This window comes from Bacillus pacificus, assembly GCF_020861345.1.
Classification (GTDB): Bacteria; Bacillota; Bacilli; order Bacillales; family Bacillaceae_G; genus Bacillus_A; species Bacillus_A pacificus.
This window is the reverse complement of sequence record NZ_CP086328.1, coordinates 515,284-529,985: the sequence shown is the minus strand read 5'-3', so window position 1 is coordinate 529,985 and position 14,702 is coordinate 515,284. Positions and strand designations below refer to the sequence as shown.

Here is a 14,702-nt window from a genome sequence, read left to right as displayed (position 1 = left end):
TTCCCTTCACTAATTAGACATTTAGATATTTATCTAAATGTTAAAATGATTTCGGTTAATTGTCAATTATATAAGAAGCCCTTTTTTACTTTCTACGCTTTTGACATATACTGTTTACTAGCTTATCTTTCAACTTAATGAAAAGACTTGAAACACATGATACACTATAGCTACAATTGTTTTTTTAGGAGGAATATACATATGTATAAAATTTTAATCGTTGAAGACGATCCAAATATTTCATCATTACTGCAATCTCATATTCAAAAGTACGGTTACGACGCTGTTGTTACTGAAAACTTTGATGATATTATGGAATCGTTTAACACAGTGAAACCACATCTTGTTTTACTTGATGTAAACTTACCGAAATTCGATGGATTCTACTGGTGCCGCCAAATTCGTCATGAATCTACTTGTCCTATTATTTTCATTTCAGCTCGTGCTGGTGAAATGGAACAAATTATGGCGATTGAAAGCGGTGCGGATGATTATATTACAAAACCGTTCCACTATGACGTTGTAATGGCGAAAATTAAAGGACAATTACGCCGTATTTACGGTGATTATGCACCAAATATTTCTGAACGTATCGTTGAAGTAGAAGGTTTAAAACTATTCCCAGAGCGTCCAGAAATTCATTTTGGATCTGAGCAAGTTCTTTTAACGAAGAAAGAAGCTATTTTAGCAGAAATGTTATTATCTAAATTCCCTCGTACGGCGAGCCGTGAAGATTTATTAGCTGCTCTATGGGATGACGAAAGTTTCGTTGAGGAAAATACATTAAACGTAAACATTACACGTCTTCGTAAAAAGTTTAATGAGCTTGGCATTGAGAACTCTATTGAAACAGTACGTGGACTTGGATATCGCTTTAACGCAACTTGGAGTGAATAAGCATGAAGCTATTTTTACGTGATCATTTTGCATTTTTTCTACTGTACGTATTAAACTTCGGTATCATTTTCGTTCTTTATGATGCAGTAGATGGATTTCAAAATAATAAATTTTACTTCGTCGTTTTAAGTTTATACTTATTTATTTGTTTCCTCGCTTACCGTTACGTCCGCAATCGTAGAATGTACCATAGATTAAGTGAGCAACCAGAAAAAATGGAAGATGCGTTTATTGAAAGAGCAACTGCTCCGATGCCTCACGGTGTAAATGAACTCGTGCGCACGCAGTATCGTCTATTCCAAAAAGAGCTACAATCGTACGAAGTAAAACAACAAGAACATCAATTATTTATTAACCACTGGGTGCATCAAATGAAAACACCCGTTTCTGTTATGCAGCTTATGGTTCTCGAAATGGAAGATGAACATTTGATTCCGAAATTCAAAAAAGAATTAGAACGTCTAAACCAAGGGCTTGATATGGCTTTATACATGGCAAGGTTAAATAACTTCCATGAAGACTTCCATGTTGAGACGATTTCATTAAAAGACACGGTAACAAAAAATATTAATGGATTAAAAGAGCTATTCATTCGTAATGGAGTCTTCCCTGTTTTAGAAGTTCATTCTGATTTAAAGGTTGCTTCTGATGCGAAATGGCTAAAATTTATCATCTATCAGTTAATGACAAATGCTGTTCGTTACTCTGGTGAGCGCGGAAAGAAAGTATTCTTATCCGCTTACCGAAATGGAAAAGATATTATTTTAGAAGTTCGTGATGAAGGTGTTGGTATTCCGCAAGAAGATATTCGAAGAGTATTCGAACCGTTTTACACTGGGAAAAACGGCCGTACATTCGGAGAATCTACTGGTATGGGACTTTATATCGTAAGTAAAATTTGTGATTATTTAGGTCACTCTGTCAAACTAGATTCTGAAGTTGGTAAAGGAACGACGATTAAAATCATCTTCCACAACGCTGCAAATAATCAAGCAGAACATACGGAGAAGGTGACCGAAGCATGATCGCAACATATGCTAGCAAAATGTATGAGAACTTACTCTCATACATTTTTTGCAATAAAACTACATATTTGTCTTCTAGCGGGAGGTACGTATTATGACATTTTGGCAGTTTGCCTTTAAAAATGTAACACGTAATTCCAGAGCTTATTTTGCTTATTTCGTAAGCAGTTCTTTTTCCATTGCTGTTTTCTTTTCGTTTGCTGTTTATTTATTTCATCCTAAATTACAAAATTTCAGTATGATCTCAGAAATTTCAGGATTAATGATTTTTTCAGAAGTTATCATTGTCTTGTTCTCGTTCTTCTTTCTACTTTATTCAATCGGATCGTTTTTAAAAGTTCGGAAAAAGCAATTTGGTGTGTTAACCGTTTTAGGTATATCAAAAAAGCAATTACATCGACTCATTTTCACTGAAAATATGTTAATTGGTATTTTATCTATCTTTTTCGGCATGCAGTTTGGACTTGTCTTTTCGCAATTTTTCTTATTAGTAACAGCGAAAATTACGCATGTACCAGGACTATATTTATATTGGCCAACGAATGCTTTTATTTTAACAACAATTGTATTTCTGAGTCTCTTTATTGCAGTATCTTCATTTACACCAATGCTAATTCGTACGAAAAGAGCGGTAAACCTTTTAAAAACGAATAATAGTGGGAAACAAAAAGAAAGAAAACCATCCATATTCATCTCTCTATTTGGTGCGATTTGTTTATTAGGTGGTTATATTTTAGCTGCAAATCCTAAATATTTCTTCTCAATAAACCCGCAAGTAGGCGTTATATATATGGTTTCAAGTATTTTTGTGATTCCATCACTTGTGACAATTGGGACATATTTTTTCTTTTCTCAAATTAGTTTCTTACTTATTTATATTTTAAAGAAAAGAAGAAAGTTTTATATGAAACGAATTAATATGCTGTGGATTTCGGATTTAGCAAGCCGCATCCGAACGAATATTAATATGCTGTTTATTGTAGCGATGCTATCTACAATTGCTTTTACAATGATTACGTTCCTATATGGAGTCGGAAAGTTTACAAAGCTAGAGGTTACGCGAAGTTCACCGTTTCCATTCTCTTATTTTTCTTATGACGCAAATCCTTTTGTGGACGATCATTTAAATTGGCTTGAACAACAATTAAAAAAAGAGAATTTCTCTTATAAAAAAATAAAGGCTGATTTATATGAAACACCACTAAAAGAAGATGAAGGTATAACAGCTTATAATGACATATATGCAATAAAACAAAGTGACTATAATAAACTCGCAGCTTCCCTGCGAATGAAACAACTATTCATGAACGAAAATGAAGCATATGTCTTAACAGGTAACGCTTATGTAACCTTATTCAGCGAATTTGAGCCAAGCTACAATAGAAAGTCTATTACACTTTCTAGCACGAATACGCAATTACAAGTAAAGGGCTATGAACAAGCAGGGGCCATTCCATCTAATTTTTCATACCAAACTTTAATTTTACCTGATACTGTTGTAAATAACTTGCCACATACAACAAAGCATGTAGCAGCGTACAATTATAAAGTACAAAACTGGGAAAAGACGTATAAAATTGCTGATGATTTTATACGAAAAATACAAAAAGATCTACAAGAATTCCAGCACGAAGGGGCCCTTATATACTCCTATGAATCAGCAGGTTCATTATACAGAATCACATCTGGTAGTGCCACGTACTTCCTAATCGGGACATTTCTAGGAGTCATTTTCTTTATTGGAGCGGGGAGCGTTCTTTATTTTAGAATGTATACAGATTTGACGAACGAACAAGAGAAATATATAACGATTTCTAAGATCGGTGTAACAGATAAAGAGATGAAACGATCTGCAACCATTCAACTTAGTATTTTATTTTTCGTCCCTTACATTATGGCATCCATTCATACAATGTTCGCAACGAAAATGCTCCAAGATGTAATTGATCTATCACTATTCAAAGAAATTTCAGCTGTTCTTATTATTTTTGGCGTAGTTGAAATCGTCTTTTTCTTATTCATTCGTTCCTTTTACATGCAAAAGTTATCAGAGTATACGAATGGTTAAATTTTATGAATGTATTTAGTAGAGGAAAAGGGTATCTCTTATATCCTTTTCTTCTTCACCCTACTAGGAGGCTAGGCAAATGACATTTTGGCAGTTTGCATTTAAAAACGTCACACGAAACGCCAGAGCTTATTTCGCCTATTTTGTAAGCAGTGCGTTCTCTATCGCAATCTTTTTCTCGTTTGCGGTTTATTTATTTCATCCTAAACTACATATGACAGGCGTAAATGCTGCTCTGAACATATTAATGACAATTTCAGAAATTGTCATTGTATTCTTTTCATTTTTCTTTTTACTATATTCAATCGGTACTTTCTTAAAAGTACGAAAAAAGCAATTTGGGATTTTAACAGTACTTGGCATATCCCAAAAACAATTAAAGAGACTCGTATTTCTAGAAAACATGCTAATTGGTGTTCTTTCCATCTTTTTCGGCATTCAGCTTGGACTTGTCTTCTCGCAGTTCTTTTTATTAGTTACTGCCAAGATTACACATGTTCCTGGTTTATATTTATATTGGCCAACAGCTGCCATTATTTTAACTATGATCATTTTTCTAGGACTCTTCATTCTCGTCTCATCGTTTACGCCGATGCTCATTCGGACGAGAAAGGCTGTACGTCTTTTAAAAGAAGGAACAAAACAAAAAGAAAGAAAAGCATCTGTGCTCATCTCTCTATTTGGTGCAACATGTTTAATATCTGGATACGTACTAGCAGCCAATCCGCTATATTTCATGTCGCTCGGCGACGTAGTTGGGCTCTTGTACGCCGCCACCAGTATATTTCTCATTCCGTCACTTGTTACAGCTGGAACATACTTTTTCTTTTCACAAATTAGTTTTTTACTCATTCGTATATTAAAAACGCGCAGAACATTTTATATGAAGCGAATTAATATGCTTTGGATTTCTGATTTAGCAGCGCGCATTCGGACAAACATTAACATGCTCTTTATTGTAGCGATGCTATCAACCCTTGCTTTTACTATGATTACATTCTTATATGGTTTTGGTAAATTTATGAAGTTCGATACAGTAAGAGAAAATCCTTTTCCTTTTACATATTTATCACATACTGAAAATACGTTGGCGGATGAACATTTAAACTGGTTAAAACAAAGATTTAATGAAGAGCAATTTACTTATAAACAATTTAAAACGGATATATATGAAGTATCTTCAGCGGAAGAAAATTCGCAGCTCTATTATGCAATTAAACAAAGTGACTATAATGTACTTGCTAAGGCTTTAAATTGGGAAACACTCAAGGTAAATAAGAATGAATCTTATATTCTTATGAAAGACTTAGATGATCAAGTTATTGGAACGCTTCATAATAAAGACAAGAAAAATACTCTTACACTTACGCAAAACAATTTACAACTACAAGTGAAAGAATATAAAAGTTATAACCCATTCCCAAATCGCTTAATATACCAATTGCTCATACTATCTGATGAAAATGTAGAAGCATTATCCACTGTTTCAAAACAGATGAGTGTATATAGCTTTAAAGTTAAGGACTGGGAAAAAGCTAATAACATCGGCGCGGTATTCATAGACAAAATTAATACTGACGGGAACAACATTCAAGCAGAGCACCCGCCTTTCCATGCAAGTGAAGCGAGCGATTCTCTATACACAACAAAACAAAATGTCGCTTCGTTCTTCTTAATTGGTACTTTCTTAGGTGTTATTTTCTTTATTGGTGCTGGCAGTGTTCTTTACTTCAGGATGCATACAGATTTAACAAATGAACAAGAAAAGTATGTAACGATTACAAAAATTGGTTTAACAGAAGCCGAAATGAAACGATCTGCTACAATTCAACTTGCGATTCTTTTCTTTGTTCCGTACATTATGGCATCAATTCATACGATGTTTGCGACAAAGATGCTGCAAGAAGTTTTACATCTCTCGTTCTTCGCTGAGATTACAGTCGTACTGGTGATTTTTGGAACAGTTGAAATTTTATTTTTCCTTTTAATTCGTTCCTTCTATATGCAAAAATTATCACAACACATTAAGTTTTAAAATTAGAAAGGTGATTATTATGGAAGAAGTATTACACATTAAAAATGTCTCAAAAGTGTATGAAGGAAAGGTCCCTCATACTGCTTTAAAAAATATAAATTTACATGTAGATAAAGGTGAATTCGTTGCGATTATGGGACCATCTGGTAGCGGTAAATCTACGTTTTTAAATGTTATTTCTACCATTGATTCTCCGACTGCTGGTGATGTCGTGATTAATGGAAAAAAACCGCACACATTTCGTAGAGAGAAGTTAGCTATTTTCCGCCGCCAAGAGCTAGGATTTGTTTTCCAAAACTTTAACCTACTAGATACATTAACAATCGGTGAAAATATCGTACTACCTTTAACATTAGATAATGTTCCTTTAAAAGAAATGGATGAAAAGCTTGATAACATTTCAAAAAAACTTGGAATTGATCATATTTTAGACAAGCGTATCTTTGAAGTGTCAGGAGGACAAGCACAACGTACCGCAGTAGCACGTGCTGTTATTCATCATCCGTCACTTTTACTTGCCGATGAACCGACAGGAAATTTAGATTCAAAAGCGGCTATTGACGTAATGGAGCTATTTACGAAATTGAACAAAGAAGAAGATGCAACAATTTTAATGGTTACGCACGATCCATTCGCAGCAAGTTATTGTAACCGCGTCATTTTCATTAAAGATGGCGAACTTTACAATGAACTACACCGCGGATTGTACCGAGAGAAATTTTATCAAGAAATATTGGATGTTCTAGCATTACTAGGAGGAAGACGTGGATGACATTTTGGCAATTTGCATTTAAAAATGTCTCGCGTAATTCTAAAGCATATTTCGCTTATTTTGTAAGTAGTGCGTTCTCTATCATGGTTTTCTTTTCATTTACTGTATACGCGTATCATCCACGCTTACAAATTATGAATAAATTACAGGAACAAGATCCGCTCATGAACTTAGCTGGAATGGCACAGTTTGTTATCGTCTTGTTCTCGTTCTTCTTTCTCTTATATTCTATTGGGACATTTTTAAATGTACGAAAACAACAATTTGGCATTTTAACTGTTCTCGGTATATCCCAAAAACAATTAAAACGTCTTTTGTTTACTGAAAATATGATCATTGGAATACTCGCTATCTTTGTAGGTATTCAAGGCGGTCTTGTGTTTTCTAACTTTTTCTTACTCGTTACTTCTAAATTAACAAGTGCAAAAGGCCTCTATTTATATTGGCCAACAGAAGCAATTATCGTTACAACCGTAACTTTTATTATTTTATTTTTCATCGTTTCTACGTTTACACCGATGTTCATTCGCACTCGTAAAACAACACAGCTCATTAAAGGGACTAAAAAAGGCGATAAAGAAAAAAAACCATCTATACTCATTTCGATATTCGCTTTAATTTGCTTAGCAGTATGTTATTATATCGCTGGTTATCCGCAAGGCTACATAACAGAAAAAAATGTTCAAAATGGATCTGTATTATTTATCATGTTATCTATTTTGCCACTCGTAGTAGTCGGAACATATTTATTCTTTTCCCAAACATTTCTTCTCTTTATCTTGATTTTAAAAAGACGAAGAAAGTTTTATATGAAGCAAATAAATATGTTATGGATTTCAGATTTAACTAGCCGCACTCGTAGTAATATTAATGTGCTCTTTATCGTTTCTATGTTATCGGCACTTGCATTTACGATTATTATTGGATTATTTGCTGCTAATAATAATACGAAGGCATCGGTACTAGAGCGGTATCCTGTCCCCTTCACTTATACATCAGAAGGTGACAATTACCTTGAACAAAAACATATTATTACAATTGAAACTGAGCTTACAAATAGCAATTTCGATTATAAAAAATATAAGTTTACAGTATTAAAAGATACAGCTTCAAAAGAAGATATTATGCTTATGAAGATGAGTGATTATAACGCAATTGCTAAACAATTGAAAAGACCGGAAATAACACTTGATTCTACACAAGTTTATATTATTTCTCGCTACTCACCAGAACTTCTTAATCTCGTATCTAATCCATTTGCAAAACAAAATACGATTACACTTGACTCTAATAAAAAAGAATTTCACATTAAAGGGTTTATTAATAAGGGGATCGAGCCATCCTTTGCATTCCCACATTTAGTTGTCGTACAAGATTATGTATTTAATAATATGATTCCTCATATTGAAACGACTATAATTTATAACTATTTCGTAGAGAATTGGGAAAATGCAATCGTTCCGACGAAAAATATTTTACGTACAATTAGTGATGATGCAAGTGATTTCTTTAAAAAAACCAAAGAAGAACATGCTCAAATTCCTTTTCACATTTACACAGCTACGGATGAACTCATTTACGGTAAAAGAAATTCAATTGCCACTTTCTTTATTTGGACATTTCTCGGCTTTATTTTCTTTATCGGAGCAGCTAGTGTTTTATACTTCCGTATGTATAATGACTTAACAACTGAAAGACAAAAGTATATTACGATTACAAAGCTTGGATTAACTGAGTCAGAAATGTTTCGCTCCGCAACGATTCAATTAGGAATTTTATTTTTCGTTCCTTACATCGTTGCTGGTGTTCACACATTATTTGCCGTTAAGTTTTTACAAAGTATGTTTTCTTTCTCATTACTAAAAGAGACATGTATCGTACTCACCTTTTTCGGGATGATCGAGATTACTTTCTTCTTCTTAATTCGTTCCCTGTACATTAATAAATTATCACAGCAGATCAAAATATGAATAAAATGGCCTTGTGCGTATTGCACAAGGCCATTTTCAATAGTTTTTAATTAGCAGCAATATCCGCCGTAGCCACCATATCCGTAGCCGCCGTAACCGCCATAACCACAACCGCCTCCGCCGAAGCAGCTAGCACCGATGATGATTAATAAAATAAACAATACGATTAGAAGCGCAAAACCGCCTCCGCACCCATGTCTGCGGTTACAATCATCATGTCTGTGTTCACACTTTTCGCTCATTACTCTATTCCTCCTTTAGTATCATTCATAACAAGTTCACCTTGCTCTAAATGAGGGGATTCCATTTATATTATGTTTTCAGGGCGAATCGGAAGCTTGGCTTACTTAAAAACGGGCTTGTTTTGGCAATTGGGCTTCATTGATAGGCGAATTAGCCTTTTCAAGATGTAAGCATAAAGCATTTGACATACTTCTAATTTCTTACTAAAATTTAATTGAACGACCAATCAGTTTTTTGATTATACATTCAAATTATATAAATCAGGAGTTGAATAGCGTGACTGATTCTTTTATTGCAGAGGCTAGGCGTGAACAAATTATTCTTGCATGTATTGATACGTTAGAAGAAGTTGGATATAACAACTTAAGCTTAACGAAGGTAGCAAAAAAAGCTAAGATTAGTACTGGACTTATTTCTTATCATTTTAACGATAAGCTTTATCTTATGAATCGGACATTACAATTTTTAGTTGAGAAACAACATGAATTTATTAGCAATCGAGTGCTATTAGCCCAATCTGAAATAAACAAACTAGAAGCTTTTATTGAAGCACATTTGGCTTATCAAGAAACTCATTACAAAAATAATATTGCCTTAATTGAGATCGTCTTTAATGCAAGAAATGAAGAGAATATTCCTTATTACAGAATTGAAGACGATGAAGAAGATGATGCACTTAGAACGATGTTATTAAATATTTTGAAGACTGGTCAACAAAATAGAGTCTTTTCTAACTCTTTCCGAATTGACACATTGGCTTCATTTATTTTAGGAGCAATCGAAGAAAGAATGCTAAAGGCGAATTCATCTATATCTATAGAAAATTACTCAGATGAGCTCATAAAAATGGTGAAGAAACTCACTATTTAAATGCCCTGATTTTGAAAAAATATAGATTTAGAAAGGATGAACTACACATGAAAAAGGCATCTGTCATTGGATTAGGTTTTTTAGAAAAATTACTTGCTATAGTAAGTCCAATCCTTTTAGGCGTTATTGGATATTTTTCACCTAAATTAATAGAGATTATAAAAAAGATTCCTCTCTTTTCTGATTCAAAAATTATAGAACTTTTACATTCTATTAACCCTTTCTGGCTTCCAATTATCCTCATGTCAATTGGCGCTATTGCAGGGATTTTATTTTCTTTCATTATTTATAGTGAAGCTTTAAAGATGAAAATCAATTCAGAAGGTATTCATATGAGTAAAGATGAGCAAGAAAAACAAATTACAAAGGCGAATGTAAAAGTCGTTTTTGTAGAGAATCGTCAAGTGGTGGTCATTGATCAAGAAGACCGAGAATGGCTACGTGAAACATCTGATATAAATCCACGTAAAATTAAAGATATTTTCTTGCTGCACGGTTTTCCATGGGTGGAACAAGATCCTTATAAACAGGACTATAGTCTATGGAAATTAGAGGATGAGCGATTTAGTAAAAGTGTAAATACGATTTTATATAAAAGACGAAATGCCCTTCGAGAAGGAAACTCGAAAAAAAAGAAGCATTTACGCAAAGATTTGAATGAGCTAGGAGTCTTTGTCAAAGACGATGGAGAAGATCAGTATGTCCGTTCCATTAAGTAATAGAGCGATAGAAAGCACAAAAAAACGAATAAAGCACACAGAGAAATTACATTTTCTCTGTGTGCTCTATTCGTTTAAATCGGCTCTTCTAAATAAACATATTCAATAAAAGCGCAAAACCAAATGCAATAAATGATAACAATGTCTCGAGTACCGTCCACGTTTTAAACGTTTCCTTCACCGTCAAACCTAAATACTCTTTTACAAGCCAGAACCCTGCATCATTTACGTGAGAAAACATTAATGAACCTGCTCCGGTTGCAATAACAAGCAACTCTAAATTCACACCAGACATGTGCTGAATAACTGGTGAAACAATCCCTGCTGCTGTCGTTAATGCTACTGTCGCTGAACCTGTTGCAATTCGAATTAATCCAGCTACCATGAAAGCTAATACGATTGGTGATAACGATATATGTTCTGCCATTTGCGCGATCGCCGTTCCAACGCCGCTTTCAATTAATATTTGTTTAAATCCACCGCCTGCACCGATAATTAAAATAATGGAACCGACCGGTAATAAACTTTCGTCTGTTAATTTTTTAATCATCTTTTTATTAATTCCTTGTCTTATTCCAAGTAAATAAAATGCTGCGAAACATGAAATAAGTAAAGCAATTACTGGACTTCCAATAAATACAAAAAATTCAGTCATCTTTTTCGGTAATGAAATATATGGTGCAACGACCGATAAAATCATCAATACAACTGGTAATAAAATAATAAAGAATGAAACTTTACGACTCGGTAAATCAGTTGAGACAGTCGTAACCCGAATAAGCTCTGGTTCATTTTCAGGTATAACCCTTTTATGTACCCACTTTGCAAAGATCGGTCCTGCGATAATGGCTGTTGGTAACGCGATAAGTAATGAATATAAAAGTACCTTTCCTAAGTTCGCGTTATAAATACCGATTGCTGTCATCGCCCCTGGATGTGGTGGCACGAGCCCGTGAACAATAGATAACCCAGCAATAACAGGTAAAGCAATTAATAATATGTTTTGCTTCGTTGTTTTTCGAATTGAAATAACAAGTGGCAATAAAATGACAATCCCTACTTCAAAAAAGACGGGAATCCCTATAACAAACCCTGCAAATAACATAGCCCACGGTAATTTTTTTACGCCGAAAAATCGAATAAAGAAATCTGCAACTTGCATGCCTGCCCCTGAATCAGACATCATTTTCCCTAATATAGTTCCAAGTGCCAAAATACCAACTAAATGCCCTAGTACACTACCAACACCAGTTTCATAGGCAGCCACTATTTTCGTTAAGTTCAGTCCAGACATGATAGCTAAAAATAAACTCGCAACTGTTAAACTAATAAATGCATGCCATTTCCACCATGATACCCCTAAAATAACAATCGCAATTGCAAGTAACGTGACGATTAATAAGTATATATCCATCTCTCATTCCCCTTACTTTATAAAGTGAAACTTTAATCAGTGAGGGTTTTGTTCATCCCCCACTGATTATTAGTTGAACCAATTGGACGTTTATGGACAGCCCGACTCCCACCTAACTCCTTTGCTCCAACTGAATTTTGAGGTGGGAGTTTTACTGTCCGTTAACGCGGGATAAAAAAAGAGGGAAAATCCCCTCTTTTTATACGTCATAATTCACTACATAATGCTGCATTTCTGTATTGTAGTAGCCTTCGCTATATTCAATTACTTCTCCAACTTCATCGTAAGAATAGCGCATGCGTTTTAATAGCGCTGTCCCCTCTTTTTCACCTAACGCTTCGGCAACGAAACTAGGCGCAAGACCAACAGCGAATTCATCTCTGAAGTTTTCTAAATGTATACCTCGGTCTTCTACTAAATCGTAAAGCGATTGCAAATCAAAGTCCGATAAATCTGTACTTGCCATTTTCGCTGAGAAATAGTGCGTATAATGAATGTACGGTGCATCATTTAACGTATATAAACGTTCAATGCGAAAACTTTCCTTACCGAATAATCGAAAAGGCACCGTTCCTTCTTCATTATGAACGATTTCTGCTTTGAGCAATTTCTTTTGTACTTTATATCCTTCTTCCACTAACACTTCTGTAAATTTTTTACCCTTTGACAACTTTGTCGCAGAAGTATTACGGATAACTTTCGTTCCTTTACCGCTTTTCTTTTCCAAATATCCTTCTTGAGCAAGTTCTTTAATCGCATTACGCACTGTAATTTTGCTCACTTTGAACTCTTCTTCTAACTGTGGTTCGGAAGGAATATTCGTATGAATCGCATATACACCATGCAATATTCGATCACGAATAATGTTTTTTATTTGTAAATATAATGGTCCTTTTTTCCTCGTTACGTTCACCGTTACCCCCACTACCTTTCTACATCACCTACTGATGCCGTCATTGCCCGAAGTATATCCTTCTCTGATGACATTGGCGTATCACCGACGATTGTATGTGCAAGCATTCCAGCTGCTGACGCAAATGAAACAGCTTTCTCTGGTGCAAACTCTTCTATCTCGCCATGAATAATCCCGCTCGTATAAGCATCTCCAGCACCTATTCTATCATATACAGAAAACGTAAGTGTTTTTGCAAAAGTGAACGCACCATCTTTACATATAAATCCGCGAAGCGAGTGTGTATTATCGCTATTAATAGAGCGATGTGTACCAGCAATTGTAGCGATATGATACGTTTCAGCTACTTTCGGAATGAGATCAATAAGTTGCGCCTCTCGCTCCGTCTCCTCTGTTTTCATTCCAAGAACGAACATTGCATCTTTTTCATTCATCATTACAATATCAGCTAGCCCTAACATTTCTTCATAATGCGGTCTCGCCTGCTCATATCCATCTTCTCCCCAAAGTGACGGACGATAATTGCAATCAAAGACGACAGTTCCTCCGTTTTCTTTCACTGCTTTCGCTAAAGATTTCATATGATGACGCACCGTGTCATTCATCGCAAGTGTAATCCCGCAAAAATGAACGATATCAATTTCCTTTGCGATTTCTTCAAATTGATACATGTCTTCACATGCCGTATTGAAGCTACTTTCTAATCGATTTGAATATGTAACGCGGCTTGCACGTGCCCCAAATCCATTTTCTAAAAAGTACATGCCGACATATTTACCGCCTCTTGAAATAAATGAAGGACGAATACCTAATTTCTGAATGTGTGATACTGCAGCATCTCCAACCGAATTTTCCGGTAAAGTTGAAATAAGAAAGCCTTCGTGACCGAGATGAGAAAGTGCTGCTGCAACGTTCACACCTGTACCAGAAAATGAGTATTTTAATGTATTAGCTTGCGACAACAACTCATATTCTGGTACTTGCAGGCGCATCATTACTTCACCAAATGCTGCAATTTTCTTACGCATATTGATCAACTAACTTCTTCACGACTGCTAATAATTCACGAACATCTTCTACTTTCGTATTACCAGTTTCCTTATCAATAATAGAAGAGTATACGTGCGGGATCACTTGCTCTACATTTGCTTCAAGCGCAATACGTACAATTGTTTCAAAGTTTTCTTTATCAATTCCGCCTGTTGGCTCTAATGCAAATCCTTCTTCCGCACAAGCCTTCGCAACTGCGCGATATTCTTCTTCATGAGCTAAACCTTTCATTGGGAAGTATTTCAATGAATTTCCGCCCATATCACGTACAAGTGCAATCGCTGTTTTAATTGGAACGATTGCTTTTTCTTCTCCAGCTGCACTAATTGGACCAGTAGAAATATTTACGTACCCTACTTTTCCTGTCGGCGATACTAAACTATTAATCCAGCTATCTTTTTCACCAAGATTTGCGCGTGTCGCTCCAACTGAAGGGAATACTTGGTTAATATGGCTACCTGGATAATGTTTCGCAATTTCAGCTACAACTGCCGCTTGGCGATTATCTCCTGCTCCTAGTCCGATTGATACAGCGTCTTCAATTTCTTTTCCGTATGCTTTCATCGCTGTAACTGCTTCTTCTACTGTTGGATAGTCTTTTGATAACACTCCCACTACTACATAACCTTCTGCTGCTTCAAAAATATCTTTCGCATTTTCGATATTGTTCGCTAATACATTTAATGCTACACGGCCTTTATAAAAACGTTTTTGAATGTTTGTCAT

13 protein-coding genes are annotated in these 14,702 nt (G+C 35.1%); 8 read left to right on the top strand and 5 right to left on the bottom strand.

Annotated elements, in window-relative coordinates; all coding sequences use genetic code 11:
• Positions 1 to 201: 201 nt before the first annotated feature.
• From LMD38_RS02695 to LMD38_RS02670, 6 genes are all read left to right on the top strand, one after another.
• Positions 202 to 897 (top strand): response regulator transcription factor, encoded by a 696-nt coding sequence (locus LMD38_RS02695; protein ID WP_062822602.1) that lies wholly within the window; start codon positions 202 to 204, stop codon positions 895 to 897.
• Between the two features lie 2 nt (positions 898 to 899).
• Positions 900 to 1,922, top strand: a complete 1,023-nt coding sequence (locus LMD38_RS02690; RefSeq protein WP_000765345.1) for a sensor histidine kinase — start codon at positions 900 to 902, stop codon at positions 1,920 to 1,922.
• Between the two features lie 94 nt (positions 1,923 to 2,016).
• Positions 2,017 to 3,990: an FtsX-like permease family protein gene (locus LMD38_RS02685; RefSeq protein ID WP_062822601.1), complete on the top strand. Its 1,974-nt coding sequence runs from the start codon at positions 2,017 to 2,019 to the stop codon at positions 3,988 to 3,990.
• Between the two features lie 79 nt (positions 3,991 to 4,069).
• On the top strand, positions 4,070 to 6,025 hold the full coding sequence (locus tag LMD38_RS02680; protein WP_062822600.1) for an ABC transporter permease: 1,956 nt from the start codon (positions 4,070 to 4,072) through the stop codon (positions 6,023 to 6,025).
• A gap of 19 nt (positions 6,026 to 6,044) precedes the next feature.
• Positions 6,045 to 6,797, top strand: a complete 753-nt coding sequence (locus LMD38_RS02675) for an ABC transporter ATP-binding protein (RefSeq protein ID WP_000393244.1) — start codon at positions 6,045 to 6,047, stop codon at positions 6,795 to 6,797.
• Positions 6,794 to 8,767, top strand: coding sequence for an FtsX-like permease family protein (locus LMD38_RS02670; RefSeq protein ID WP_062822599.1), 1,974 nt, complete (start codon positions 6,794 to 6,796; stop codon positions 8,765 to 8,767). Before LMD38_RS02675 ends, LMD38_RS02670 begins: the two co-directional genes overlap by 4 nt.
• Positions 8,768 to 8,817: 50 nt before the next feature.
• Here the strand turns inward: LMD38_RS02670 and LMD38_RS02665 are convergent, their stop codons facing one another.
• Positions 8,818 to 9,009 (bottom strand): YjcZ family sporulation protein, encoded by a 192-nt coding sequence (locus LMD38_RS02665; RefSeq protein WP_001290390.1) that lies wholly within the window; start codon positions 9,007 to 9,009, stop codon positions 8,818 to 8,820.
• Between the two features lie 277 nt (positions 9,010 to 9,286).
• On the opposite strand from LMD38_RS02665, the gene LMD38_RS02660 reads away from it, so the two are divergent.
• Both LMD38_RS02660 and LMD38_RS02655 read left to right on the top strand, forming a co-directional pair.
• Positions 9,287 to 9,880, top strand: coding sequence for a TetR/AcrR family transcriptional regulator (locus LMD38_RS02660; RefSeq protein ID WP_062822598.1), 594 nt, complete (start codon positions 9,287 to 9,289; stop codon positions 9,878 to 9,880).
• A 47-nt stretch (positions 9,881 to 9,927) separates the two neighbouring features.
• Positions 9,928 to 10,599, top strand: a complete 672-nt coding sequence (locus LMD38_RS02655) for a YqeB family protein (protein ID WP_062822597.1) — start codon at positions 9,928 to 9,930, stop codon at positions 10,597 to 10,599.
• A gap of 88 nt (positions 10,600 to 10,687) precedes the next feature.
• Here LMD38_RS02655 and gntP read toward each other — a convergent pair whose 3' ends face one another.
• The 4 genes from gntP to dagF form a co-directional block, all read right to left on the bottom strand.
• On the bottom strand, positions 10,688 to 12,013 hold the full coding sequence (gene gntP / locus LMD38_RS02650) for a gluconate permease GntP (protein WP_000356148.1): 1,326 nt from the start codon (positions 12,011 to 12,013) through the stop codon (positions 10,688 to 10,690).
• 199 nt (positions 12,014 to 12,212) lie between these two features.
• Positions 12,213 to 12,938: a GntR family transcriptional regulator gene (locus tag LMD38_RS02645; RefSeq protein WP_000539265.1), complete on the bottom strand. Its 726-nt coding sequence runs from the start codon at positions 12,936 to 12,938 to the stop codon at positions 12,213 to 12,215.
• Complete coding sequence (locus tag LMD38_RS02640) at positions 12,938 to 13,954, bottom strand: sugar kinase (RefSeq protein ID WP_062822596.1); 1,017 nt, start codon at positions 13,952 to 13,954, stop codon at positions 12,938 to 12,940. Before LMD38_RS02640 ends, LMD38_RS02645 begins: the two co-directional genes overlap by 1 nt.
• A complete protein-coding gene (gene dagF, locus LMD38_RS02635; protein ID WP_061182741.1) occupies positions 13,947 to 14,702 on the bottom strand; it encodes a 2-dehydro-3-deoxy-phosphogluconate aldolase in 756 nt (251 codons plus the stop codon). Before dagF ends, LMD38_RS02640 begins: the two co-directional genes overlap by 8 nt.

Excerpts from the sequence above, each read along its gene's own strand:
- LMD38_RS02695 (WP_062822602.1), top strand. The coding sequence starts at position 202 with ATGTATAAAATTTTAATCGTTGAAGACGATCCAAATATTTCATCATTA.
- LMD38_RS02690 (WP_000765345.1), top strand. The coding sequence starts at position 900 with ATGAAGCTATTTTTACGTGATCATTTTGCATTTTTTCTACTGTACGTA.
- LMD38_RS02685 (WP_062822601.1), top strand. The coding sequence starts at position 2,017 with ATGACATTTTGGCAGTTTGCCTTTAAAAATGTAACACGTAATTCCAGA.
- LMD38_RS02680 (WP_062822600.1), top strand. The coding sequence starts at position 4,070 with ATGACATTTTGGCAGTTTGCATTTAAAAACGTCACACGAAACGCCAGA.
- LMD38_RS02675 (WP_000393244.1), top strand. The coding sequence starts at position 6,045 with ATGGAAGAAGTATTACACATTAAAAATGTCTCAAAAGTGTATGAAGGA.
- LMD38_RS02670 (WP_062822599.1), top strand. The coding sequence starts at position 6,794 with ATGACATTTTGGCAATTTGCATTTAAAAATGTCTCGCGTAATTCTAAA.
- LMD38_RS02665 (WP_001290390.1), bottom strand. The coding sequence starts at position 9,009 with ATGAGCGAAAAGTGTGAACACAGACATGATGATTGTAACCGCAGACAT.
- LMD38_RS02655 (WP_062822597.1), top strand. The coding sequence starts at position 9,928 with ATGAAAAAGGCATCTGTCATTGGATTAGGTTTTTTAGAAAAATTACTT.
- gntP (WP_000356148.1), bottom strand. The coding sequence starts at position 12,013 with ATGGATATATACTTATTAATCGTCACGTTACTTGCAATTGCGATTGTT.
- LMD38_RS02640 (WP_062822596.1), bottom strand. The coding sequence starts at position 13,954 with ATGCGTAAGAAAATTGCAGCATTTGGTGAAGTAATGATGCGCCTGCAA.
- dagF (WP_061182741.1), bottom strand. The coding sequence starts at position 14,702 with ATGACAAACATTCAAAAACGTTTTTATAAAGGCCGTGTAGCATTAAAT.